The following is a 23747-nucleotide window of genomic DNA, read 5'->3' on the forward strand; positions in this document are numbered from 1 at the left end:
CATGCGTAAAAAATTGGGCGATAGGATTGCAGCATTTCAAGATGCAAATGCAATAAAGGAAAAAGGATTATACCCGTATTTCAGATCAATAGAGTCAGCACAAGACACTGAGGTCATCATTGATGGTAAGAAAGTTTTAATGTTCGGGTCCAATTCTTATTTAGGATTAACCAATCACCCGAAGATTAAGGAAGCTTCCAAAGCAGCAATACAGAAATATGGAACTGGCTGTGCCGGATCAAGGTTTTTAAATGGAACACTCGATATCCATCTGGAACTGGAAAGAAAGCTTGCCGCGTATGTTGGTAAGGAAGCTGCTGTACTTTTCAGTACAGGATTCCAGGTTAACCTAGGGGTTATTTCCTGCCTGCTGGATAGAAATGACTATCTTATTCTTGATGAATATGACCATGCTTCCATCATTGACGGCAGCCGTCTCTCATTCTCACGTTCGATTAAATATGCACACAATGATATGGACGACCTGCGCAAGAAATTAAGCAGGCTGCCGGAAGATTCTGCTAAACTGATTGTTGCCGACGGGATATTCAGTATGGAAGGGGACATTGTTAAACTTCCTGAAATTGTAGCACTGGCAGAAGAATTTGGTGCCAATATTATGATGGATGATGCACACAGCTTAGGTGTCATTGGTTTCAACGGTGCCGGCGTATCTTCTCACTTTAACCTCACTGACAAAGTAGACCTGATCATGGGTACTTTTAGTAAATCGCTTGCATCGCTCGGCGGATTTATTGCTGCCAGTGAAGAAACGATTGAATTCATCAAACACAGGGCCAGGTCACTGATGTTCAGTGCAAGTATGCCTCCTGCATCTGTCGCAAGCGTAATTGCTGCACTTGATATTATTGAATCAGAACCAGAACGTATCGATAAACTTTGGGATAACACAAACTATGCAAAAAAACTACTTTTAGATGCAGGATTTGATATAGGACATACAGACAGTCCGATCATACCTGTTTATATCAGAGATAACACAAAAACTTTCCTGATCACAAATATCCTGCACAAGAACGGAATATTTGTAAATCCTGTTGTTTCTCCTGCTGTACCATCAGACTCTTCGCTAATCAGATTTTCACTGATGGCGACGCACACTTTTGCTCAGATAGAGGAAGCAATTGAAAAACTTTATGCTGCTTTTCAGGAAGTAGAGCTGATGCCTGCAAAGGTAAGTATATGATACACATCGTTGCCGCTGATGGCACCATGGTGATTGACAATTTGATAAATGCTATTTCATAAAATTACATCCACAAGCTTTGGCATAGGCTACATCGGTAAAGGAGCAGGTACTGCTGCTGCTGTTGTAACTTGCCTGGTTTGGTTTGCTGCCCACCCGGACAGTAATAATTTTATACCTGCATTAATTGTAACGGTGCTCATTACGGCCCTGGGCATATGGTCTGGCAACATAGTAGAAACTATCTGGGGCAAAGACCACAACAGGGTAGTGATAGATGAAGTAGTGGGAATGTGCATTACGCTGCTATGGGTTCCCGTTACACCTCTGAACATTTTAATGGGACTCATACTGTTCCGCTTTTTTGATATTTTAAAACCACTTTTTATCAGGCGCCTGGAAAATTTACCGGGTGGCTGGGGAGTGATGTTTGATGATATTCTTGCAGGTGTTTATGCGAATATCGTGCTGCAGATTATTTTAAGATTTATTATTCACTGATATGGCGACTTTCGTAAAAGCTCAGGTCGCGTCTTTATCGGCCTCAATTATTGACTTTCTTACCACATTAGTCTGTACGCAGGTGTTTCATGCCTGGTATGTGGCTGGAAGTGTGATAGGTACAACAGCAGGCGGTGTAGTCAACTTTATGATGGGCCGCAATTGGGTGTTCGGTACCAAAGAACGAAATATCAACGTTCAGATCTTTAAATACGTTTTAGTCTGGGCCGGAAATCTATTACTGACCACCGCAGGGGTCTTTCTCGTTACCCATTATCTGCACGTAAATTATATCTTATCAAAAATCATTGTATCCGGTACAGTTGGAACAGGTTATAACTTCCTGATGCAAAAGAAATTCGTATTTATTTAAATGAGAATGCCATGAGCTTAAATCGCTTCAAAAAAATTATATATTCCCTTGCCTTAGCCCTTCCCTTTATTGCGTTAAGCGCATCAGCACAAACTCCTGCCCCGGTACAGGCACCCGCAAGAACTGTGGTTTCAGGAGTAGTTACAGATGCTGCAGATAAAGACCCGGTACCTTATGCTACCGTTTTATTCCGTGGTACACAAATTATCACCAAAACCGATGCCGATGGGAAATTTACGCTGGCCACCAGCGAATCGCACGATCAGATACAGGTAAGTTATGTGGGTTATAAAACCGCATATCTTCCGGTTAAACCTGGTGAAACCCAAACTGTCAATATCAAACTGCAGAACGAATCAGAAAATCTGAAAGAGGTAACCATCACTTCCAATAAAAGGCCTGCCTACAGAAATAAGAATAACCCTGCGGTAGAACTGATCAGAAAGGTAATTGAAAATAAAGCTAAAAATCAGAATAAGAATTACGACCATGTAGAATACCAGCAGTATGAGCAGATGTTATTCTCGCTCAGTAACCTGTCTGATAAATTCAAAACCAAGCGTATCTTCAAAAACTACCAGTTCCTGTTCCAAAATCAGGATTCTACAAAAATAGGAGGCAAGAATATTCTTCCTGTGTTCCTTGAAGAAAAAGTTTCCCAGAATTACCTGCAGAAATCGCCCGAAAAAAAGAAAACGATCTATACCGGTGACAAGCATGTAAATTATGATGCCAAGTTCATCGATACCAAAGGACTGAGCAAGTATTTCGAAAGGATGTACGCCGATGTAAATATCTACGAAAGCAATATTTCCCTGATGAGCAACCAGTTTCTGAGCCCGATTGCTGATGCATCGCCTACATTCTATAAGTTCTTCATCACTGATACGATCAAAACGAGTGTGCCTAACCTGATCGAATTGTCGTTCATTCCAAGAAACAATACCGACCTATTGTTTGAAGGCAAGATGTACGTAACAATGGATGGCAACTATGCTGTTCAGGATGCTTACCTCACGGTGAACAAAAACATTAACCTTAACTTTGTACGTGCCCTCGAAGCCAAACTTGATTTTGAGAAAAACCCCGACGGCCGTTACCATTTATCTAAAACCAACCTGATTGTTGATTTCGGGATCAATAAATCAAAAGGCGGTGGCTTTACCGGACAGCGTACTGTGATTATCAAAGATTATCAGATTAATAAACCACAGCCCGAAAGTGTATATGAAGGCCCGGCGCTGAGCACTGCTGCAAATGCAGAAAGTCAGCCTGATCAGTTCTGGACAAGTCAGCGCACGGATACTACGCTGAAAACTAATCTAAATATCTACAAGAATATTGATACCCTGCAAACCATTCCTTCCTTCAAAAGGACGGCAGACCTGCTTACCCTGTTCTTTGCCGGATATAAAAACTTTGGCAAGTTTGAAGTTGGGCCAGTAAATACTTTTTACAGTTTTAATAATGTAGAAGGCCTGCGTCTGCGTTTGGGTGGCCGTACCACCCCGGAACTGAGCAAGAGATACTATTTTGAAACTTATGGGGCATATGGTCTCAAGGACGAAAAATGGAAGTACTTCCTGAGCGGCACGTATTCCCTGAATAATAAATCCATCTATGCCTTCCCGCAGAATTATATCAGGGGAAGTTTCCAGAGAGATACAAAAATCCCTGGTCAGGATCTTCAGTTTGTACAGGAGGATAACTTCCTGTTATCATTTAAAAGGGGACAGAACAACACACTGTTATATAATGATTTTTATAAGATCGATTATATGCATGAGTTTGAAAGCCACTTCTCGTACCAGGTCATTGCACGTAAATGGACGCAGCGCCCGGGCGGATCTTTATACTTTAACGACTTTCAGAACAACACTCTAAACCCTGTTGATGCTTTAACAACAGCAGAGCTAAGCCTCAACCTCCGTTATGCACCAAATGAGAAGTTCTACCAGGGCAAAATATACAGGGTGCCGATCATTGATAAATTCCCTATTTTTACACTGAAATACACAGCCGGTTTAAAAGGTGTGGTTGGCGGACAGTACAATTATCAAAACATCATTGCCAGGATCGACAAGAGATTTTATCTGTCGCAGCTGGGCTATTCTGATGTGACAGTAGAAGGGGGAAACACTTTTGGAAAGGTTCCTTTCCCTTTGCTGACCATCCACCGTGCCAACCAGACTTATTCATACCAGCTGGATTCATATAACTTAATGAACTTCCTCGAATTTGTGAGTGATCATTATGCCAGTGTAAATATTGACCATAGTTTCAACGGTTTCTTCTTTAATAAGATACCTTTGGTAAAGAAACTGAAACTGAGAGAAGCGATTTCTTTCAAAGCGTTGTTTGGCGGACTGAGGGAAGAGAATAACCCTAACCATGATCCTTCGCTGTTGCAGTTCCCAACCAACGAAGCCGGACAGGCCCGTACTTTCGCCCTGGGCACTCAGCCTTATATGGAAGGAAGTGTGGGTATCGGTAACATATTTAAGGTGTTACGTGTAGATATGGTGAAACGTTTTAATTACCTTAACAATCCTGAGGTATCCGAATACGGTATCAGGGCAAGAGTTAAATTTGATTTTTAAAGACAAGTATAAAAAATACAGTTATGCAAGCAATATCATTTCGTGATCGTTTACAGCAGACGATCTATAAGGTCATCAATCCTTTTGTGAAGGGCCTCATCCGGATTGGTCTGACGCCAAATGCGGTAACTACCATTGGCCTGATCCTGAATATTGGTGTAGCTGTAATCTTTGTCTTTGGCGCAGAAGAAAGCAACAGGGGAGATCTTTCCTTTGTGGGCTGGGGCGGCGCGCTTGTACTTTTCGCCGGACTTTTCGATATGCTCGACGGGCAGGTAGCGCGGCTGGGAAATATGAGCTCAAAATTTGGTGCGCTGTATGATTCCGTACTCGACCGTTACAGTGAGCTTATCATGTTCCTGGGGATCTGTTATTATCTGGTTTCACATCACTATTTCTTAAGCTCTTTATTCGCCTTCATCGCGCTCATCGGCTCAATGATGGTGAGCTATACACGGGCGAGGGCAGAAGGACTGGGCATTCAGAGCAAAGGCGGATTAATGCAGCGCCCGGAAAGGGTAGTCACCATCGGCATCTGTGCGCTGGCCTGCGGAATCACCGGACATTATATTGGTGGTGACTACAAGATCTATGTTCCCGGGATCTCTTTCCATATTTTTGAGACCATGTCCATCTTCACCATTCCGATTACCATCATGGCCATCATGACCAATATCACTGCCATCAACAGGCTCAGGGATGCAAAGAAGGTAATGGATGCTGCAGAATTGCTGGAGCGCGAGGCACTCGAAAAAAAAACTGAAAACAAAAGCCTGAGAGAACACGCCGCACCGGTTGTGGTGGTGGGGCTTATTTTTATGGCTGCTGTGTTTAATTTCGGTAATGTAAACCCGGCTTTGGCACAAACGCAGGACCAGAGCAATCCTTCACCGCTTAAATTTCCGGTTCCAAAGGGCGTCAGCAACCAGCTGTTTTATTTACAGCGCGATCCCAATACAAATACAATCATTTGCGAACTCAATACCAGTGCCAATGGCCAGGTAGTAAAAGATGAGCCCGTTTTGGTATACTGGCTCCGTTATCAGGAAAACGGCGAAAAAAAAGACCTGGGCTATATTCAGCGTAAGTTTGCTTATGGTATAGAATCTAAAAGCCTGGGCAAAGACCAGTACGAACTGCGTTTTGTATCGCACAAAAAACTGCCCATGTATCTTGTTAAATCTGATAATGATCAAAAGTATCATGTATATGTGACAGTAAATAACAAAAAGATTCAAATAGAACGCATATTTTTGCGGATAGAAGGTGGTTCGTTTTGGCTTCCGAACGTGAAATATGTCGAGATCAAAGGCATGAACGCCGCGAACAATACCGCAATTACAGAACGAATTAAAATTTAAGGTGATTATGAAGAAAAATTTTATTTCGAATTCCTCTGATTCTATCAGGATTTTTAAGAATGATCTCTTTGAAAATTTGTCCAAGGTACATTACTATGTGCCTTTGATTGTTTATATACCGGTGATCAGCTACCTCGGCTGGAAATCATTTACAGCTACGCAGCTTGGGCTGCTTCATTTCCTCGGATGGCTCCTTACAGGGCTCCTGCTGTGGACCGTTACAGAATACGTTTTACATCGCTGGGTATTCCATTTTTACCCCAAGTCTGAGTTTGGAAAAAGGATACATTTTATTTTTCACGGCGTGCACCACGATTATCCGAATGATTCGAAACGTTTGGTATTGCCGCCATCGGCCAGTATCCCAATGGCACTGGCATTGTACTTCCTGTTTTTATACCTGCTGCCAGCCGGTACGATCTATGCTTTCTATACCGGATTCCTGATCGGCTACCTGATCTATGATATGACGCACTATGCGCTGCACCATGCAAACTTTAAAAGTTCTTTCTGGAAAAAACTGAAGCAACACCACATGTTACACCACTACTCTGACTCTACCAAAGGTTATGGAGTGAGCTCTGCACTATGGGACAAAGTCCTGGGTTCAGATTTTAATAAAAAATAAATGTCTGAATACCCTGGGTCTAACAAACCATTTTACGCGCTCAAAGACATCATCCTCATTTCGCTGTTGTCTGTATTTTACCTGTGCTTCTCCTGGTTCTTGATAGGATTTAACAGCAACCAGGTGGTATTGGTCCTGCTTTTCAACGGACTGTATTATGCGTCTGTAGTCACCAGAAAGTTTATCCTTGGCTTTTCCATCTTCATTATATACTGGATCCTGTTTGATTACATGAAGGCTTTCCCCAATTATGCCGTCAGCAGTGTTCACATCGCTGATCTTTATCATATGGAGAAGCACATTTTTGGAATATTTGCCCATGGCCGTGTGCTCACGCCAAATGAATTTCTCAGGATGCACCATGCACCAGTGCTCGATTTTATCGGGGGTATTTTTTACCTGATGTGGATCCCTGTGCCGCTGGCATTTGCCGCATACCTGTTTTTTGCAAAAAAAGAACTTTTTATCCGCTTCTCGCTCACCTTTGTTTTTGTGAACATGATCGGGTTTGTAATTTATTATATGTATCCCGCAGCACCGCCATGGTATGTACAATACCATGGATTTGTGTTTCTCGCGCATACGCATTCCAATCCGGCCGGACTGATCAGGTTTGATCACCTGCTGAATACCACGATTTTTGAATCGATTTACAGGCAGGGCTCCAATGTTTTTGCCGCAATGCCATCGCTTCATTCTTCATACCCGGTGATTGTGGTATACTATGGTATAAAGAACAGAATGGGCGCCATGAACCTGGTTTTTGGCACGGTGATGATAGGGATCTGGTTCACAGCAGTCTATGCCAGTCACCATTACGTCCTCGATGTACTGGCAGGGATTACCTGCGCAATTATCGGCATCAGCGTATTCAACCTGTTGCTTAAACATACCACACTGGGAGCTTTCGTAGAAAAAATGCGTTCGGTTATCGCCTAGAATTGTCTAAATTAGTGCATTAATCGCATTGAAAGAATTGGCAGCATTACCCTCCATCAGACTATCTGAACTCACCGCACAGATCCATGATACCATTAACGGTGTTTTTGGCTCCAGAACGTTTTGGGTAATAGCCGACGTTACCAATTATACTTTTAAGCCCCAGAGCAACTTCCATTACTTTGAACTTGTAGAGAAGGATAAGTCCTCTGCAAAAATCCTGGCCAAGATCAGCGGCAGGGCATGGGGAAATGCAGCGGTAAATATCTCTAATTTTGAGAAAGCCACCGGGCAGCAGTTCAAAAATGATATCAATGTTCTGGTACAGGTGGCTGTGCAATATAATCCTGCCTTTGGCCTTCAGCTCAACCTGCTGGATATCGATACCAGCTTTACCCTCGGACGGTTTGAGCAGCAGCGCAAGGAAACACTGCAAAGGCTGCTGAGGGATAATCCCTCGTTTATCAGGCTTGAGGACGGCCTGTACCGTACGCGTAACAGTGACCTGCCGCTCAAGCGCGTATTGCAGCACATTGCTGTGATATCTTCTGATACTTCTGCGGGCTATCACGACTTCAGGCACACCCTGGAAAATAATACTTTTGGTTATCATTTTGAGATCGATGATTACTTTGCCCTGGTACAGGGAGAAGGCAATGCAAAGCAGGTACTGGCGCAGCTGATTGCGGTATTTGATTCCGGAAAACCCTATGACGCACTGGTCATCATCAGGGGCGGAGGCTCGCAGATGGATTTCCTGATCTTCGATAACTATGAGCTCAACCGCGCCATTGCGAAGTTTCCCATCCCTGTAATCACCGGCATCGGCCACCAGAAGAATGAAACTATTGCCGATCTGATGGCGCATACCGCTACCAAAACGCCTACAAAGGTGGCAGAGCTGCTGATTGCGCACAACAGGGGCTTTGAGGATGCACTACTGTCCTTACAGCAGCAAATGGTGATCAGGACCTTCCAGATGATGAACCATCACAAAGAACAGCTCAACCGGCTCAACCAGATCACGATCAATTCATCAAGAAACCTGATCCATGAAAAACACCGGGACATCCTCAACCTTTCGGGCATGATCCTCAGCAACCCCAGGATTATCCTCTCCAATAAGAAACGCGACCTGGATAACCTGCTGGCCAACATACGTTCGTTCAACAGGATGTATTTTGTAAACCAGTCGCGCTATATCGCTCATTTTGAATCTATCGTGCGGTTGATGAGCCCGCAGAACATACTGAACAAAGGCTTTGCGATCCTGAAAGTGAATGGTGAGATTGTGAGCGATGCCGCACAGATCGAACCGGGCACCGAGATGACCGTAACGCTGGCCACAACAGAAATTAACACAAAGGTACTAGCTAAAACATCCCGCAATGGAAAAGAATTTGAACTATGAGGAAGCCTACCAGGAGCTTGCCGCGATTGCCGCTGAGATCGAAACAGAAGCGGTATCAGTAGACGTACTTGCTGAAAAGGTAAAACGCGCTTCTGTGCTGATCGCCTTCTGCCAGGCAAAATTAAGATCTACCGAAACTGAGGTGAACAAAATTATAAAGCAGATGGAAAACCAACCCTTATAACTACCTTCGTCTAAAAATAAAGATATGTTAGTTTACAGCGCGGAAGAAGAAGAAGCATTTTTTGATCAGATTGATCAGGTTTATGTACTTGCAGAGTCAGACGACACCGAAGCAGCGGAAGCTTTGCTGCTGGAGATCGAAGGGCAGATCCCTGATCCTAAAGAGTATTGCAGTGTGGGCGTGATTATGCTCGACAGTATCTACGCATTTTATGAGCAAACCGGTCAGCTGGAAAAAGCATTGCCTTTTTTCCTGAAAGAAACGGAGTTCCTGCAGGAAAAGATAAAAACAGACCAGGTAAAAGGTACTGTTCATTTTTTAACAACAGGAGCGATCTATTATGCGCTTCAGGATTTAGACCAGGCAAGGGTATATTTCAGGATCGCCTATGAACTGGGCAAAAAGAAAATCTTTGCAGATTCACATCCCGATTTCCTTTTTATTGCACTGGCTGCAGATGAGGATTTCGAAGATTTTAAAAGAAACTTTGTTCCCGCAGAAGAGGGTGATGACGAAGGGGAAGAACTGACTGACGAACAGCAGGACCTGATGGACGATTACTGCGAAAAGGGCAATGCCGAGATGGACGAGGAGCATTATGCTGCAGCGGCCGACTGGTTTGCAAAAGCTTACGCTGTACTGCCGGAACCGAAGGAAGACTGGGAAGCTACCGGATATATTACGGCTTCTCTGGGAGATGCCTTGTTTAGCGCCGGCAAATTCGCTGAAGCGAAGGAGCAGCTGCTGATAGCTAACGAGTTCTACACGGCCGAAGAAGCAAATCCTTTTGTGTTACTGCGCCTCGGAGAAGCCTGTTTTGAACTGGGTGACGAAAAGCAGGCACTGGAATTTCTTTTGAGAGCTTATGAGTTGGAAGGCGCTCAGCTGTTTGAAGATGACAAGAAATATCTTAAATTTTTAAAGAAACATCACGATATATAATCAAATGATAGCAGTGGCTTATGCAATCATGAGCTGCTGCTCTATTACTGATACCAGGAAAGATATGTCAAAGGGTTTGTTCACTACTTCATCCGCACATATTTCCTTTACTACTTCCGCTTTTGGATGTGTAGACAATACAATCACGGGAATGTGACTGGTATCTTCTGCAGCTTTAATCGCTTCACATAGAGCAGTGCCTTCTGGAGTAGGCTGAATAATATCCAGTAAAATCGCATCCGGGCCAAAGTCTTTGATATGTTTAAACATATCATTTTCTGAACTGATCAGGTCAAGTTCATATCCTTCCTCGGTTAAGATAACAGCAATTAATTCAAGTATATCCTTGTTTTTCTCTAACACTAATATCTTTTTCTTCATCACATTCAATTTCAAGCAGGATGATAATCAGAGGGGTATGATCCCGGAAAACAAATATATATAGAAAAATACTAATCTTGCAGAAAATTTGTCACAGTATATGTTTTTTAATCATATTCGTGATCTCGTCCAGATCAAAGGGCTTGGCGATGAATTCGTCTGCACAGGCCTGCTGGATCACCTGCGTTTCTGTGGCATGGGCCGACATGATAATTACGGGTATATGTTGTGTTGCAGGAGATTTTTTCAGCTCCAGGCACAGATCAAGGCCATTTCCGTCCGGCAGCATCACATCCAGCAGGAAAAGGCCGGTATCTTCAGCCAGCGGCGGCTGTTCCCTGAAATCAGAAATACTGTCCGCAAGTACTACTTCGTATCCCATTTCAACAAGGATATAACATACAATATACCTGATATCTTCGTCGTCTTCAACTATGTGTATCCGTTTTGCCATATACATCTATTAGTGTAGCTATTATAACAAGGTATACGATGAAAAATTGATTTAGTATCAGATCCTGAAATAAAAAGTGAATAAAAATGTTGGAATGGGTATTTATTTCGTAAAAGTTATATATTTGGCTTCATATTAAAGATTAAAACATGGAAAAATTTACAAAATTAAAAGAACTGCTTGCTTCTGCCGAAGCTGATGTAGAGAAGTTTTACAATGCTGGCAACAGTGCTGCAGGTACAAGAGTACGTAAAGCAATGCAGGATTTAAAAGTTCTTGCTCAGGACATCCGTGCTGAAGTAACAGACAAAAAAAATTCAGCTAAGTAAGATTAGCACAACCTAACCTGAAGAGGGTATATCAAAATAGAGTGTCTGCAATCTTACCGGTTGGTTATACTCTGGATTGTTATTCCCTCTTTTTATTTTTAATATTATGCCTTATATCGCGCATCCAGACCGCTATACAAATATGCAATACCGCCGCTGCGGAAAAAGCGGGCTTAAATTATCTGCCCTCTCGCTCGGCCTGTGGCACAATTTCGGCCATGTAGACCAGCTGCAGAATTCTACCAATATCATCAAACTGGCATTCGACAGTGGTATAACCCACTTTGACCTGGCCAATAATTACGGCCCGCCTCCGGGCTCGGCAGAAGAAAACTTCGGAACCATCCTGAAGCAAAATTTTGCATCATACCGCGACGAGATGGTGATCTCTTCCAAAGCGGGATACACGATGTGGGACGGCCCGTATGGCGACTGGGGTTCAAAGAAATACCTGGTGTCAAGTATGGACCAGAGCCTGAAACGTATGGGGCTGGATTATGTGGATATTTTTTATCACCATCGCCCGGATCCTGAAACTCCGCTTGAAGAAACAATGGCTACGCTGGATCTTTTTGTACGTCAGGGAAAAGCTTTGTATGTGGGGATTTCAAATTACCAGGCGCCGGAAGCTGAAGCAGCGATTAAGTTGTTGCGCCAGATGGGCACGCCATGCCTGATCCATCAGCCTAAATATTCGATGTTCGAAAGATGGATCGAAAATGGCTTGCTGGATGTTCTGGGAGCAGAAGGAGTGGGATGTATCCCGTTTTCTCCCTTAGCTCAGGGATTGCTGACCAACAAGTACCTGCACGGTATTCCTGAAGATTCAAGAGCGGCAAAACCAACAGGTTTCCTGCAGCAGTCCCAGATTACGCCAGAAGTGCTGAAACAATTGAACGCATTGAATGCGCTTGCCGGAGAACGCGGACAAACACTGGCGCAAATGGCGCTGGCCTGGATTCTGCGCGACGAGCGGATTACCTCAGTGCTGGTAGGGGCAAGCCGTCCTGAACAGCTGATGGACTCGCTGAAATGTCTGGAGAACCTCGATTTTACTGCGGAAGAATTACAGGGTATCGATCAGATACTGGCGAATCAGGTTTAATCCGCAGATCAGATAATTTCCGCAACGGCGGAAAGGCTATTACAATTTACAATGCTACGGAGAATATACCTTAGATTCCCGTATGATAACATATTATGACTTTAGAAGAGAAGATTAAAGCATCGGAGACGAGGATTTTTAAAGCGGTATTCCCAAATACAACGAATCACTATGATACGCTTTTTGGAGGTACGGCAATGATGATGATGGATGAAGTGGCTTTTATCTGTGCTACAAGGTTCAGCAGGCAGAAAATGGTCACGGTAAGCAGTGACAGGATAGATTTTACGCATCCTATTCCGGCAGGGACTATTGTTGAACTGGTGGCCACGGTGAGCCATGTGGGGAATACGAGCATGAAGGTGAGGGTGGATATATTTGTGGAACAGATGTATTCCGAACTGCGCGAGAAAGCAGTGAGCGGGGAGTTTTCTTTCGTCGCTATGGATGAGTATAAAAAGCCAACGCCAATTCTTAAATGAGGTGTTGCGGCTTCGTTTTTCGCATTTCTGATGTATTGATTGGATAGGTAGATCTGCCTTCGGTAAAAAAACACATGTACTGCTTCACACCCCATTCTTCATTTGATTTAGATTAGCATCTAAATCAAATAAACAATGCACGGTGTGAATCAGCACATGTGTTTTTTTTTTAAGTGCATCTTTTGGATCATCTAACCCCGCAGGTTGGCCTCGCGATCAGCATGTATTATTTTCAACTGACTGTTTTCGCCTTGCAACCGGTATATTGTCTTTGCAACCGGCCTCATAGCCTTTCGACCGGCATATTTTCCTTGCGACCGGCTATCTTAGCCTTGCGACCAGCTGCTGTCCTTTCGACCGGCATATCGGCCTTGCGATCGGCATGCATACAGGTTTGGGTTGCGTCTCCCGGTTTTAACCCTATACCTGATACCAATAATCTACAATCCGAGCTTTTTGCTGATCGCGCCAGGGATACCACCTTTGTGCAGCAGGATCGCGGTAGTTTTGTATTTCACGTAATTCTTTGTTACATACAGGTAGCCCTTGTAATCGTTGGTTACGCCCCATGAGTTTTTTACGATATAGTATTCGCGGCCGTTCTGATCTTTGGCAAGGCCAACGATGTGCATACCATGGTCGTCCGTGGTTTGGTAGTTGTCAAAGGCCGTCTGGCGGATTTCCTGGGTGATTTCCATTTCGGGTTTTGGCTCGCTGAACATCGCGGCAGTTTCCTCGGCCGTCATGTCTTCTGCAGCTTTCGCCGGAACGTAGGCTACGCCATTTTTATAGGAGAAGGATTTTTCGCTGACATCTGTGGCCCATGCTACAGAATAACCTTTTTTCAGTGCATTGTCGATGATCTCAGTGATCTCATTTATGGGAACGTTGGATACCTGATCAAACGACCAGTTGTCTGGCACCAGCAAAGTGAATTTGGAGTAGAAAGGGTGGTCGCTGAAGGACGAAAGTTCGATGTAATCATCAGGCTTAATGCCCACTACCTCTTTCGCAAAAGTTTGCGGGGTATATGTTTTGCCCTGGTAGTCAAATTTTTTCGGCACTTCGCCCAGGTAAGAATCGATCATTCCGGCGTAGGCTTTTTCCCAGTTGGGTGTCAGGGTCCCGTTTGCATTTTTTACGACGGCTTCAAGCATGGCTGAAGTGATGGCGCCCATTTCGGCAAATTTGTTCTTTTTGGTACCGTAGTTGAGGCCGGTATAGTTGATTTGTGGTACCGCGCCATATTTCCTGTACATATTGATCACGTCGTGCAGCGCACCGCCATCGCCCAGGGTTACTGCGCCGTGCATGCGCACGTAGTTGATCCCTTTTTCCACGTAGGCATTGCGGGCAGAGTAGATTTGAGAAAGCACAACAGGTTTTTTGCCCATTCTGATCATCTCTGATTCAAGGAAAGAGTTGGTAGAGTAGCTCCAGCAGGTGCCGGAAGAGCCCTGGTTTTGTACAGGTGTGTTTTCAAGGTTGATGATGTCGGTGAATTTGAAGCCTGCGGTGCTGTTGGCCGACTGGTTATTTTTAAGCGAGTTAACCAGGTTGTCCTGGGCGTAGCCAAAGGCTGATGATAAAAGTAGTCCCGAGGCCAGGAATAAGGGCTTGATCAATGATTTAGTCATATTTGAATTTAGTTCTGCAACTTAATTGCGTTTGTTTATCTTTGTCGGGCAATGTAGCAGTTTTAGCAGATTGATGAAAAAATAGCAAGGATTTTGAGCGCTGCGCAACATGAAAATTACGAAGAAATCATCCGGGTTTAATTTTTTTAACTATTTGTGGCCGGCCTGCTCGGGCCGATATGATAAAAGAGTAATTTTACGATAAGATAGACAAGAGCGAATGAAAGCGAAAGAAGTAACACTCCTGACCGGGTTTTTGGGTGCCGGAAAAACAACGGTGCTCAATGCGGTTATCGCCAAAAAGAAAGATACACGGTTTGCGATTATAGAAAACGAAATCGGGGAGGAGAGCATTGATGCAGGGCTGATCCTGAAAAGCGAAGATGATATTATGGAGCTGAATAACGGTTGCCTTTGCTGTACGCTGAACGATAATATCTACGAACTGCTCAATAACCTGTGGGACAGAAGGGATTCCTGGGACCACCTGATCATTGAAGCAACGGGCATTGCCGATCCCGCAAACATTGCCCATCCTTTCCTTACCAGTGATAATGTAAAACGTGGTTTCGATCTTAAAAGGGTAATCTGTATTGTGGATGCGGAACTGATCGAGGACCAGCTGAAGGAACATCCGGAGGCCATTAAGCAAATTGCATTCAGCGACCTCATCCTGCTCAATAAAGTAGAAAAAGTAAGTGCCGGATATGTGACAGCGCTTCAGGCAATTCTAAAATCAATCAATCCTTTTGCAGAGACGCTGATCGCCGAAGGGCAGAACTTCCAGGTCACGAAGCTGTTTGCCCGCGAGCGTTTTGCCAACTTTTACAGCAACCCCAGGCCTGTAGCTACCCCTAAAGGGATATTCAGCCTCAGCAGCGCAGCACCGGAAAAACAGCCGCTGGTTGCATTTGGTACGTCGCATAACAAGCATGAGCACAGCGATATTGAGACAATCCTGCTCAAGTATAAGGAGAGCATGAATATCCAGGAGCTGGAACACCGCATGATGGTTTTCCTCATCGCGCAGTCGGCCAATGTTTACCGGGTCAAGGGCATTATTTACAGCCACCTTTTCGAAAGCAGGATTGTGCTGCAGACCGTTGGCAAGTCGCTCGCCATCACGCTGGGCGAAACCTGGCTGCCCGATGAGATCCGCGAAACAAAGATCGTGGTGATCGGAAAAGGCCTTAAATTATATGGTTTCGATAAAATGTTCCGAACCTGCCTTTATTCTCCGTCGGATATAAAATAAATCAATTAAATTGGCCACATGTTAAGTGGTCCTAAAGCTGTTTTGCCCATTGTATGTGTGGCGGTTTCCTGCATGGTGCTTTCCGGTATCGTGCTTTCCTGTTCCTCGCGGAAGGTTATAAATGGCCCCCTTCCTCAAAAGGGAGTGGAGCGCTCGCTGGCGGTGTACCGTAAAGCTGTCCTCAGCGATATTCAGTACACGCTCGACCTGGAAATTCCGCTGCAGAAAACAAATGATGTGGCTGCGCATGAGACGCTCAGTTTTACGCTCAGCAATCCCCATCTGCCTTTGCAGCTTGATTTTAAGGAAGATCCTGCCAAAATCAGTAGTATGGCCCTCAACGGGCAGCAGATCAATGTAGATTACCAGCAGGAACATTTACTGCTGCAGCCTCAGCTGCTGAAAAAAGGCATTAACGTAGTACAGATTGATCTTTCCGCAGGCAACGGGGCACTTAACAGAAACTCCGACTATCTCTATACCTTATTTGTGCCCGACCGCGCCAGGACGGTTTTTCCTTGTTTTGACCAGCCCGACCTGAAGGCCGTTTATACGCTTACCCTGCATGTGCCCGAAAGCTGGAAAGCGATTGCCAATGCAGAAGTAAGGGATTCCCTAATTGGCCAGAATTATAAAACTTATCATTTTAAACCTTCAAATCTGCTGAGTACTTATCATTTCGCTTTTGCAGCAGGTGATTTCAAACTGTTTTCAGGAGCGTTGGGTGAGAGAAAAACTGATTTCCTGTACCGTGAAACCGATAAAACCAAGATTACACCGAGCTTGCCGGCAATCTTCGCGATTCATTCCTCCGCACTGGCCTATTATGAAAAATGGACCGGCATTCCTTATCCCTTCCAGAAGTTTGGTTTTGTGGCTATTCCCGATTTCCAGTTTGGAGGTATGGAACATCCCGGCGCAATCCAGTACAAGGCATCATCGCTGTTTCTCGACGGGGGCGCCACCAAAGACCAGCTCAATTCCAGGAATACGCTGATCGCGCACGAAACTGCACATATGTGGTTTGGCGATATGGTGACGATGGACTGGTTTTCGGATGTCTGGATGAAGGAGGTGTTTGCGAATTTTATGGCCGACAAGAGTTCCGGAGAAACCGGGGGCAAGGATGATTACGCCCTTAAATTCCTGATTGATCATTTCCCTGCTGCCTATGCGGTAGACCGCAGCACCGGTGCAAACCCTATCCGCCAGCCGCTGGATAACCTGCAGGATGCCGGATCACTTTACGGCAATATCATTTACCATAAAGCGCCCCTGATGATGCAGCAGCTGGAAAACCTGATGGGGAAAGACCGGTTTCAGCAGGGCGTAAGGGAATATCTGCATAAATTTGCCAACGGAAATGCCTCATGGCCGGACCTGATACAGATCCTGGACCGCTATACGCCGGCCAGGCTCCAGGCCTGGAACAAGGTCTGGGTAAATGAAAGCGGAAGGCCCGTAATCAATTATACAATGACCACCACGGATACAAAGATCCGTAGTCTGCAGCTGATGCAGCGCCCAGAATACGGGCAGCAGCGTGTATGGCCGCAAACTTTTGAAATTACTTTATTCTATCCCGGCTCCGTTAAAGTGCTGCATGTAAACCTGAAGGGAGAAAAACTCATACTGAAAGAGGCCGAAGGGCTGCCGGAGCCGCAACTGATCCTTTTCAATTCTGCCGGTGATGGTTACGGCGAATGGCCTGTAGATCCGCGCTTGCCGGAACAGTTACTGCTGCTCCAGAAGCCTCTTCACCGCGCCACGGCCTACATATCCCTCTATGAGCAGATGCTCAGCGGAAATATTGCAAGTCCGGCAAGGTTACTGGGGCTGTTTGGCAAAGCCCTGGAGAAAGAGCAGGAAGAGCTCAATGTAAAACTGCTCAGCAGTTATATCAGCAGCCTGTACTGGCAACTGAGCAGCCCGCAACAAAGGAAAAGCTTGTCTGCCGTACTGGAAAATCAAATCTGGACAGCGATGCTGAGACAAAAGAGCAGTAACAACAGGAAGCACCTGTTTAAGCTGTATCAGGATATTTTTATGAGCACCGAAGCCCGTAACCGCTTATATCAGGTATGGCTTGATCAGCAGCCCCCTGCAGGGATAGCACTGTCGGAAGACGATTATACCAGTCTCGCGTTTTCCCTTGCCCTCAGGGATGATGCGGATGCTACGATACTGGCGCAGCAGGCTGGAAGGATCAGTAATCCCGATCGCAAGAGCCGTTTCGAGTTTATCGTGCCGGCGGTCTCGGGCGATAAAACCAGGCGTGACAATTTCTTTAACAGCCTCAAATCATTGCTCAACCGCACAAAGGAATCAAATGTACTGGCAGCATTGTACTATTTGCATCATCCCTTGCGCCAGGCATCCAGCGTACGCTATTTACAGCAGAGCCTGAACATGCTCGAAGAAATCAGGACAACTGGTGATATCTTTTTTCCGCAGTCATGGCTGCAGGCTACGTTTGGCGCATATCAGTCTAAACAGGCAGCAGATATCGTCAGGGCGTTTTTAGTTGCGCACCCTGATTATAATCCCAGGCTAAAGGCCAAAATCCTGCAGAATACGGATAACCTGTTCAGGGCAGAGAAGCTGCTTAAGTAAGCGTCCTGGTTAAGAGGTGATAAGCATCTCAGTTAAGAGGTGAATAAGCATCTCAGTTAAGAGGTAAATAAGCATCTCATTTAAGGGTGAATAATCATCTCAGTTAAGAGGTAAATAAGCATCTCAGTTAAGAGGTGAATAATTTCTCTGTTAATAGTGAAATTATTCGTATATTAGTGTTTTAAAATATTCATGTTTAATTTTTTAAAATATGTCAGCTCCCAGCACATTACTCCTGGATAAAAGAACAGAAACGCTCCGTGTCAAGTTTGGTGCGATCGACGTAAGTGATGATATGAAGGTTTTTCAATATGCAAGGCAGGGCCTTAAACCGGGCTTGTTCTATGATTTTGCAGAGGCAATCAATGTTTCCAATAAGTCGCTCGCCGATCTGATCAATATTTCTTCACGTACCATCAGCAACTATAAAGAACAAAAGAAGTTGCTGGAGCCTGTTTACGGAGAGCACCTGCTTAAGCTGATTGGCCTGTATAAAAAAGGAGTGGAGCTGTTTAGTACGGTAGATGAGTTCAGCTATTGGCTAAACAAGCCTTTCTGGAATTCAAAGGAGCGCCCCATGGATTGGTTAACTACACCGGGAGGGGTTGATCTGGTGGCCGATGAGCTGGTCAAAATGGCTTATGGCGATGCCGTTTAATCTTTGCGGATGGTCGTTTTCAGGATAGGGCATAAAAATTATGCAACAACGCTCAATGCTTCCGGCGTAAACGGCAGGTGGGCTGCAGCAGGCAGGCCAGTGATCTATTGTGCGGAAAATATACCGCTTGCTTTTCTCGAAAATATGGTAAGGCGGCAGGGGGTAGGTTTTAACCATGATTTTAAGATCGTATGTATAGAAATTCCCGATGATCTGCTCGTCAGCCATGTAGAAGAGCGGCAGCTGGATCCCGACTGGCGCGATCCTTATGATTACAGCCACTGTCAGCCCCTGGGCAACCAATGGTTTGATAACTTAAGAATGCCCGTATTAAAGGTGCCCTCGGCAGTAATGCCGGAATCTTATAATTATGTGATCAATACCCTGCATCCCGATTTCAGACGGATAAAGATCATCGCAGTTACGGAACTTGTTCCGGATGCAAGGATCGAAGACATTCTCAAAAAATATGACAATCATTCAGTCCAATAAACAATACATTTGAATCATACAACAGATATATCATGAGCGAAAAAATAAACATCGGCTGGATCGGGCTCGGCAACATGGGTACCCCAATGGTTAAAAATCTTGTTAAGGCAGGATTTAACGTCACCGTATATAACCGCAGTGCGGATAAATCAGAAGCACTCAGTAAAGAAATTAAGATAGGCGTAGCTTATTCAGCGGCAGAACTCGTGCCTGCTTCGGATGTGATCATCACGATGCTGAGCGATGACGAAGCCGTTAAGCAGGTTTACGAAGGTGAAAATAACATCTTTTCTGCCAGTATTGCCAAAGAACTGACGATGATCGATATGAGCACCGTATCACCTCAAACTACAAAATATCTTGCCGGCCTCTGTGCAGAAAAAGGGATTTCATATCTCGATGCACCTGTTGCCGGCAGTGTAAAGCCAGCAGAAGAAGCGCAACTGGTGATTATGGTTGGCGGCGACGAAAGCGTATATGAAAACGTAAAGCCTGTATTTGACGCGCTGGGTAAAATGTCCGTGTACCTGGGCGAAAGCGGCAAGGCCAATGTGGCCAAGCTATCTGTAAACCTGATGCTGGGCGTTGTTGTCCAGGGCCTGGCAGAAGCCGTGATCTTTGCGCGTAAAAATGGCCTGGAGGCGGCGCAGCTGCTTCCGCTGATCAACGCGAGCGCAGTAGGGGGCGGCCTCACCAAAATGAAAACAGAGAACATCCTGAACAATGATTTCAAAGCCGCATTTGCCCTCAGGCTCCTCACTAAAGATATCAGGCTTGCAACGGAAAATGGCATGGATACACCGGTAGGGAAAACTGTTTATACAACATTACAGGCAGCAAAAGAAAAGGGACATGGTGAGGAGGATATGATCGCTGTGCTCAAATACTTATCAGGAGAATAAGGTTTTAAAAGTTCAGGGAATAGGATATGGCAGCATAACAAATGGGATTTAAGCTCCTGAGGTTTATATTTTTTGGCAACTACTTTGTTGGTTTGCTTGCGGTTGCCTTAACAATCGAGTCTACCCTCCAGTTAAATGTCCCCTTCAATTCCCTGAGCTATTATACCCTGCTCTTTCTGGCGCCCATCATTTACTATACGTATGCCTACATGGGTGCTACAAGCAGCAGCAACAGCCAGAATCCGCGGACAGCCTGGTATGGCAAACATCATAATTTTATACACTGGAGCCAGATGATCCTGGCAGGCACCGCCTTCGCAGTATTTCTGCATATGCTGAGCCGCGACTACATGGCTATCCTGCATCTTCCGCTGCTGTACTGGATCATCGTCTCGGTTGTGCTGGGGATGGCTGTACTGTACTACGGGCTGGTGCCAGTTTTCTTTTTTAACCTCAACCTGAGAAATACAGGCTGGCTTAAACCCTTTATCATAGGCTTTATCTGGGCTGCTACGGCAAATTTACTGCCGCTGATCCTGTTAAAGATCGAGTCGGGTGTCGACTTCACCGAATCTCCGCTCTGGTTTTTCCTTTTTATCAAAAACTGGATGTTCTGTACCGTAAATGCGATTATGTTCGACATGAAGGATTATGCAATTGATTCCAATAGCCAGCTGAAAACCTTTGTGGTACGCATCGGGTTAAAAAAAACGATCTTTTATGTATTAATCCCCCTGCTGCTGCTCGGGATGGTGTCGCTGATGGTTTTTGCGTATTTCGAGCATTTCGCGCTGCAGAGAATGCTGATGAACATGATCCCGTTTATACTTACACTGATCGTTGCCTATTCAATGAATAAACGCAAGAAGATCTTTTACTACCTGATCGTTATTGACGGCCTGATCCTGGTCAAAGCAGTCTGCGGAATTATAGGGATGCAGATCGTCTCAGCTTAAAGGATAAAATATGAACAATAATTATGATCCGATTGCCCCGTATTACGATGTGCTCAGCAGGCTGGTCTACTTTCGCGCACAGCTCAAAGCCCAGACAGACCAGTTATCATATATCCCCGCAAACAGCAGCATACTCATCGCCGGGGGAGGCACCGGCTGGATCCTTGAAGAGATCGCCAGGATACATCCCTCAGGATTAGACATCAGCTATGTAGAGATTTCCGGAGAAATGCTCCGGCTCTCAAAAAAACGTGATGTAAAAGAAAACACCGTCACTTATATCCATGCTGCCGCAGAAGACCTGGAGATCAGCATCACTTATGATGTGGTCATCACCGCATTTCTGTTTGATAACTTCTCAATGGATAAAGTGAGCTTGGTATTCCAAAAATTCCACAGCGCACTAAAAAAAGAAGGGCTCTGGCTATTCTCCGATTTCTATTATAACGAAGCCACAGGCAGGCGCTGGCAAAAGTACCTGCTCCGTATGATGTATTTCTTCTTCAGGCACATTTCAAACGTAGAAGCCAGCGCGCTCATCAACACAGAACAGCATTTTCAGGAACAGTCTTACCGCTCCTTAAAAACTGCATCATACTATGCAGGTTTTATCAAAGCTGTGGTTTATCAGAAATCTTAATTTGCTCTCCCCATACTTATTTTAATCGCATTTTAACACAAGTGTAAACCGAGTGTAACCACAATGTAACAGTACTATTGTAACAATAGTGCAGGTAATCTTTTTTGCAACCTAAGATGCCCTATATTAGTGAAATGGCGATTTAAGCCCAACCAACCCACAATTATTTGATTTTAATAAGTATTGATTTGAACGGAATAATTCCTTGTTCAGACTTGTAAATTACATTTGTTGTGTACTCATAACACTAAGTAGAATATCAATTTAATTTAATTGAATTAAAGATGCCCCGATTACCCGTTTCCACCCTTCTTTGTTGTTCTTTTTTGTGTGCCAATCTTGCTGTCGATGCTCAGACCTTAAATATGAAAGAGGCCATTAGTACTGCGATCGCGAATTACGGAACCATCAAAGCAAAAACAAATTACGTAAATGCCTCCGAAGAAACTATAAAGCAATCTAAAAGAGAGTATCTTCCAAACTTCACCCTCTCAGCCCAGCAGGACTATGGAACGGTAAACGGACAGACCGGTCCGCTTGCGCCCCTTGGCGGCGGACTAAACGCGTCCTCATCCGGACCAACACTCGCCAGTCAGAACTGGAATGCCGCATTTGGTGCCTTGTATCTCAGTAATATCAACTGGGACTTTTTTACGTTCGGTCGTATCAAGGAAAGGATCAAGGTTTCCCAAACACAACTGGCCCGTGACAAGAATGACCTCAGCCAGGAGATCTTTCAGCATGAAATAAGGGTGTCAGCTGCCTACCTTAACCTGCTTGCTGCACAGCGCCTCGCTCAATCGCAACAGCGCAACCTGGAAAGAGCGATTGTCTTTAAAGACAATGCAGTAGCACGTGCGAAAAACGGACTGATCGCCGGAGTAGATTCTGCACTGGCCAATGCACAGGTTTCCAGCGCAAAAATCTTGCTCACCAATGCCATTGATCTTCAGCAGGAGCAGGCTAACCGTCTGGGTGTTCTTCTAGGTGTAAGCTCAACAGCGTTCACCCTGGATACAGCATCAATCAACCATGTTCCACACGCAATCCTGCTCAAAGATACTACTGCGGATCTTGCACAACATCCAACGCTTAAATACTACAGGGCAAGAGTTGATCTCAGCAATGAACAAACCAATTATTATAAACGACTGAAATACCCAACCTTCTCGTTCACCGGCACCTTTCAGGGCAGGGGATCGGGTTTTGGACCAGAGTACGTGGGTAACCAAAATATATATTCCAGCAGTTACAGCGATGGGATCAATCCAACCCGCGCAAACTACCTGCTTGGTGTAGGTGTAGTCTGGAACCTGAGTTCCATCCTTAAAACCAACCCACAGGTGAGGGGACAACGTTATACCACCTACGGCTTGGAAAACGAATATCAACTCATAGACCAGCAGCTGCATGCCCAACTTGCACTGTCAGAAACAAAGATCAGCAATGCTATGGCCAACTATATGGAAGCACCGGAACAGGTAAAGGCTGCCGCACAGGCTTATCTTCAAAAAAGCGTGCAGTACAAAAACGGGCTGGCTACCCTGGTAGATCTTACCCAGGCGCTGTTTGTACTTAACAGGGCAGAGACCGACCGCGATATTGCCTATACCAATGTATGGCAGGCCCTGCTGATCAAATCAGCCGCAATGGGCGATTACAATATATTTATTAACGAATTTTAAGCTGTTCCTCAA

Annotated in this window: 24 protein-coding genes; 21 read left to right on the forward strand and 3 right to left on the reverse strand. The window is 44.9% G+C overall.

Annotated elements, in window-relative coordinates:
- The first annotated feature begins 1 nt into the window (after position 1).
- The 10 genes from spt to FN831_RS24170 are packed head-to-tail and all read left to right on the forward strand — an operon-like array spanning position 2 to position 10146.
- The gene (spt, locus tag FN831_RS24125) at positions 2–1207 is read left to right on the forward strand and encodes a serine palmitoyltransferase (protein WP_142530776.1); all 1206 of its coding nucleotides are present in this window, start codon (positions 2–4) and stop codon (positions 1205–1207) included.
- Between the two features lie 48 nt (positions 1208–1255).
- On the forward strand, positions 1256–1708 hold the full coding sequence (locus FN831_RS24130) for a phosphatidylglycerophosphatase A family protein (protein WP_142530777.1): 453 nt from the start codon (positions 1256–1258) through the stop codon (positions 1706–1708).
- 1 nt (position 1709) lies between these two features.
- The gene (locus tag FN831_RS24135; RefSeq protein WP_142530778.1) at positions 1710–2081 is read left to right on the forward strand and encodes a GtrA family protein; all 372 of its coding nucleotides are present in this window, start codon (positions 1710–1712) and stop codon (positions 2079–2081) included.
- Positions 2082–2092: 11 nt separating this feature from the next.
- Positions 2093–4681 (forward strand): DUF5686 and carboxypeptidase-like regulatory domain-containing protein, encoded by a 2589-nt coding sequence (locus FN831_RS24140; protein WP_142530779.1) that lies wholly within the window; start codon positions 2093–2095, stop codon positions 4679–4681.
- Between the two features lie 23 nt (positions 4682–4704).
- Positions 4705–6042: a DUF4833 domain-containing protein gene (locus tag FN831_RS24145; protein WP_142530780.1), complete on the forward strand. Its 1338-nt coding sequence runs from the start codon at positions 4705–4707 to the stop codon at positions 6040–6042.
- A 7-nt stretch (positions 6043–6049) separates the two neighbouring features.
- Positions 6050–6670 carry a sterol desaturase family protein gene (locus FN831_RS24150; RefSeq protein WP_142530781.1) on the forward strand — a complete coding sequence of 207 codons (621 nt, stop codon included), beginning with the start codon at positions 6050–6052 and terminating at the stop codon, positions 6668–6670.
- Complete coding sequence (locus FN831_RS24155) at positions 6671–7609, forward strand: phosphatase PAP2 family protein (protein ID WP_142530782.1); 939 nt, start codon at positions 6671–6673, stop codon at positions 7607–7609. It begins immediately after the preceding gene.
- 28 nt (positions 7610–7637) lie between these two features.
- Positions 7638–9020 carry an exodeoxyribonuclease VII large subunit gene (xseA, locus tag FN831_RS24160; protein WP_246101733.1) on the forward strand — a complete coding sequence of 461 codons (1383 nt, stop codon included), beginning with the start codon at positions 7638–7640 and terminating at the stop codon, positions 9018–9020.
- The gene (gene xseB / locus FN831_RS24165) at positions 8998–9204 is read left to right on the forward strand and encodes an exodeoxyribonuclease VII small subunit (RefSeq protein WP_142530784.1); all 207 of its coding nucleotides are present in this window, start codon (positions 8998–9000) and stop codon (positions 9202–9204) included. The genes xseA and xseB overlap by 23 nt, the downstream gene beginning before the upstream one ends.
- A 24-nt stretch (positions 9205–9228) precedes the next feature.
- Positions 9229–10146, forward strand: coding sequence for a hypothetical protein (locus FN831_RS24170; protein ID WP_142530785.1), 918 nt, complete (start codon positions 9229–9231; stop codon positions 10144–10146).
- An 18-nt stretch (positions 10147–10164) separates the two neighbouring features.
- Here FN831_RS24170 and FN831_RS24175 read toward each other — a convergent pair whose 3' ends face one another.
- The gene (locus FN831_RS24175) at positions 10165–10527 is read right to left on the reverse strand and encodes a response regulator transcription factor (RefSeq protein ID WP_142530786.1); all 363 of its coding nucleotides are present in this window, start codon (positions 10525–10527) and stop codon (positions 10165–10167) included.
- 91 nt (positions 10528–10618) lie between these two features.
- Entirely contained in the window at positions 10619–10981 is a 363-nt protein-coding gene (locus FN831_RS24180) for a response regulator transcription factor (RefSeq protein WP_185960595.1), read from the reverse strand.
- 149 nt (positions 10982–11130) lie between these two features.
- Between FN831_RS24180 and FN831_RS24185 the strand changes: the two genes are divergently transcribed.
- From FN831_RS24185 to FN831_RS24195, 3 genes are all read left to right on the forward strand, one after another.
- The gene (locus tag FN831_RS24185; RefSeq protein WP_142530788.1) at positions 11131–11310 is read left to right on the forward strand and encodes a histone H1; all 180 of its coding nucleotides are present in this window, start codon (positions 11131–11133) and stop codon (positions 11308–11310) included.
- A gap of 106 nt (positions 11311–11416) precedes the next feature.
- Positions 11417–12415 carry an L-glyceraldehyde 3-phosphate reductase gene (gene mgrA, locus FN831_RS24190; RefSeq protein WP_142530789.1) on the forward strand — a complete coding sequence of 333 codons (999 nt, stop codon included), beginning with the start codon at positions 11417–11419 and terminating at the stop codon, positions 12413–12415.
- A 95-nt stretch (positions 12416–12510) separates the two neighbouring features.
- Complete coding sequence (locus FN831_RS24195; RefSeq protein WP_142530790.1) at positions 12511–12897, forward strand: acyl-CoA thioesterase; 387 nt, start codon at positions 12511–12513, stop codon at positions 12895–12897.
- Between the two features lie 440 nt (positions 12898–13337).
- Here the strand turns inward: FN831_RS24195 and FN831_RS24200 are convergent, their stop codons facing one another.
- Positions 13338–14534 carry a C1 family peptidase gene (locus FN831_RS24200; RefSeq protein WP_142530791.1) on the reverse strand — a complete coding sequence of 399 codons (1197 nt, stop codon included), beginning with the start codon at positions 14532–14534 and terminating at the stop codon, positions 13338–13340.
- A gap of 220 nt (positions 14535–14754) precedes the next feature.
- Here FN831_RS24200 and FN831_RS24205 point away from each other — a divergent pair, with 220 nt between their 5' ends.
- The 8 genes from FN831_RS24205 to FN831_RS24240 all read left to right on the forward strand — a co-directional run bounded on the left by FN831_RS24205 (position 14755) and on the right by FN831_RS24240 (position 23735).
- The gene (locus FN831_RS24205; RefSeq protein ID WP_142530792.1) at positions 14755–15789 is read left to right on the forward strand and encodes a CobW family GTP-binding protein; all 1035 of its coding nucleotides are present in this window, start codon (positions 14755–14757) and stop codon (positions 15787–15789) included.
- A gap of 18 nt (positions 15790–15807) precedes the next feature.
- Positions 15808–18402, forward strand: coding sequence for a M1 family metallopeptidase (locus FN831_RS24210; protein WP_246101735.1), 2595 nt, complete (start codon positions 15808–15810; stop codon positions 18400–18402).
- A gap of 211 nt (positions 18403–18613) precedes the next feature.
- On the forward strand, positions 18614–19060 hold the full coding sequence (locus FN831_RS24215; protein ID WP_221931402.1) for an antitoxin Xre-like helix-turn-helix domain-containing protein: 447 nt from the start codon (positions 18614–18616) through the stop codon (positions 19058–19060).
- A gap of 9 nt (positions 19061–19069) precedes the next feature.
- Positions 19070–19552, forward strand: a complete 483-nt coding sequence (locus FN831_RS24220; RefSeq protein WP_142530793.1) for an RES family NAD+ phosphorylase — start codon at positions 19070–19072, stop codon at positions 19550–19552.
- Between the two features lie 32 nt (positions 19553–19584).
- Positions 19585–20454, forward strand: coding sequence for an NAD(P)-dependent oxidoreductase (locus FN831_RS24225; RefSeq protein WP_221931403.1), 870 nt, complete (start codon positions 19585–19587; stop codon positions 20452–20454).
- A 41-nt stretch (positions 20455–20495) separates the two neighbouring features.
- On the forward strand, positions 20496–21410 hold the full coding sequence (locus tag FN831_RS24230) for a UbiA prenyltransferase family protein (RefSeq protein ID WP_142530794.1): 915 nt from the start codon (positions 20496–20498) through the stop codon (positions 21408–21410).
- A 10-nt stretch (positions 21411–21420) separates the two neighbouring features.
- Positions 21421–22050, forward strand: a complete 630-nt coding sequence (locus tag FN831_RS24235; protein WP_142530795.1) for a class I SAM-dependent methyltransferase — start codon at positions 21421–21423, stop codon at positions 22048–22050.
- Between the two features lie 365 nt (positions 22051–22415).
- Positions 22416–23735 carry a TolC family protein gene (locus tag FN831_RS24240; protein ID WP_246101737.1) on the forward strand — a complete coding sequence of 440 codons (1320 nt, stop codon included), beginning with the start codon at positions 22416–22418 and terminating at the stop codon, positions 23733–23735.
- Positions 23736–23747: the final 12 nt, after the last annotated feature.

This window comes from Pedobacter westerhofensis, from assembly GCF_900182595.1.
GTDB lineage: Bacteria > Bacteroidota > Bacteroidia > Sphingobacteriales > Sphingobacteriaceae > Pedobacter > Pedobacter westerhofensis.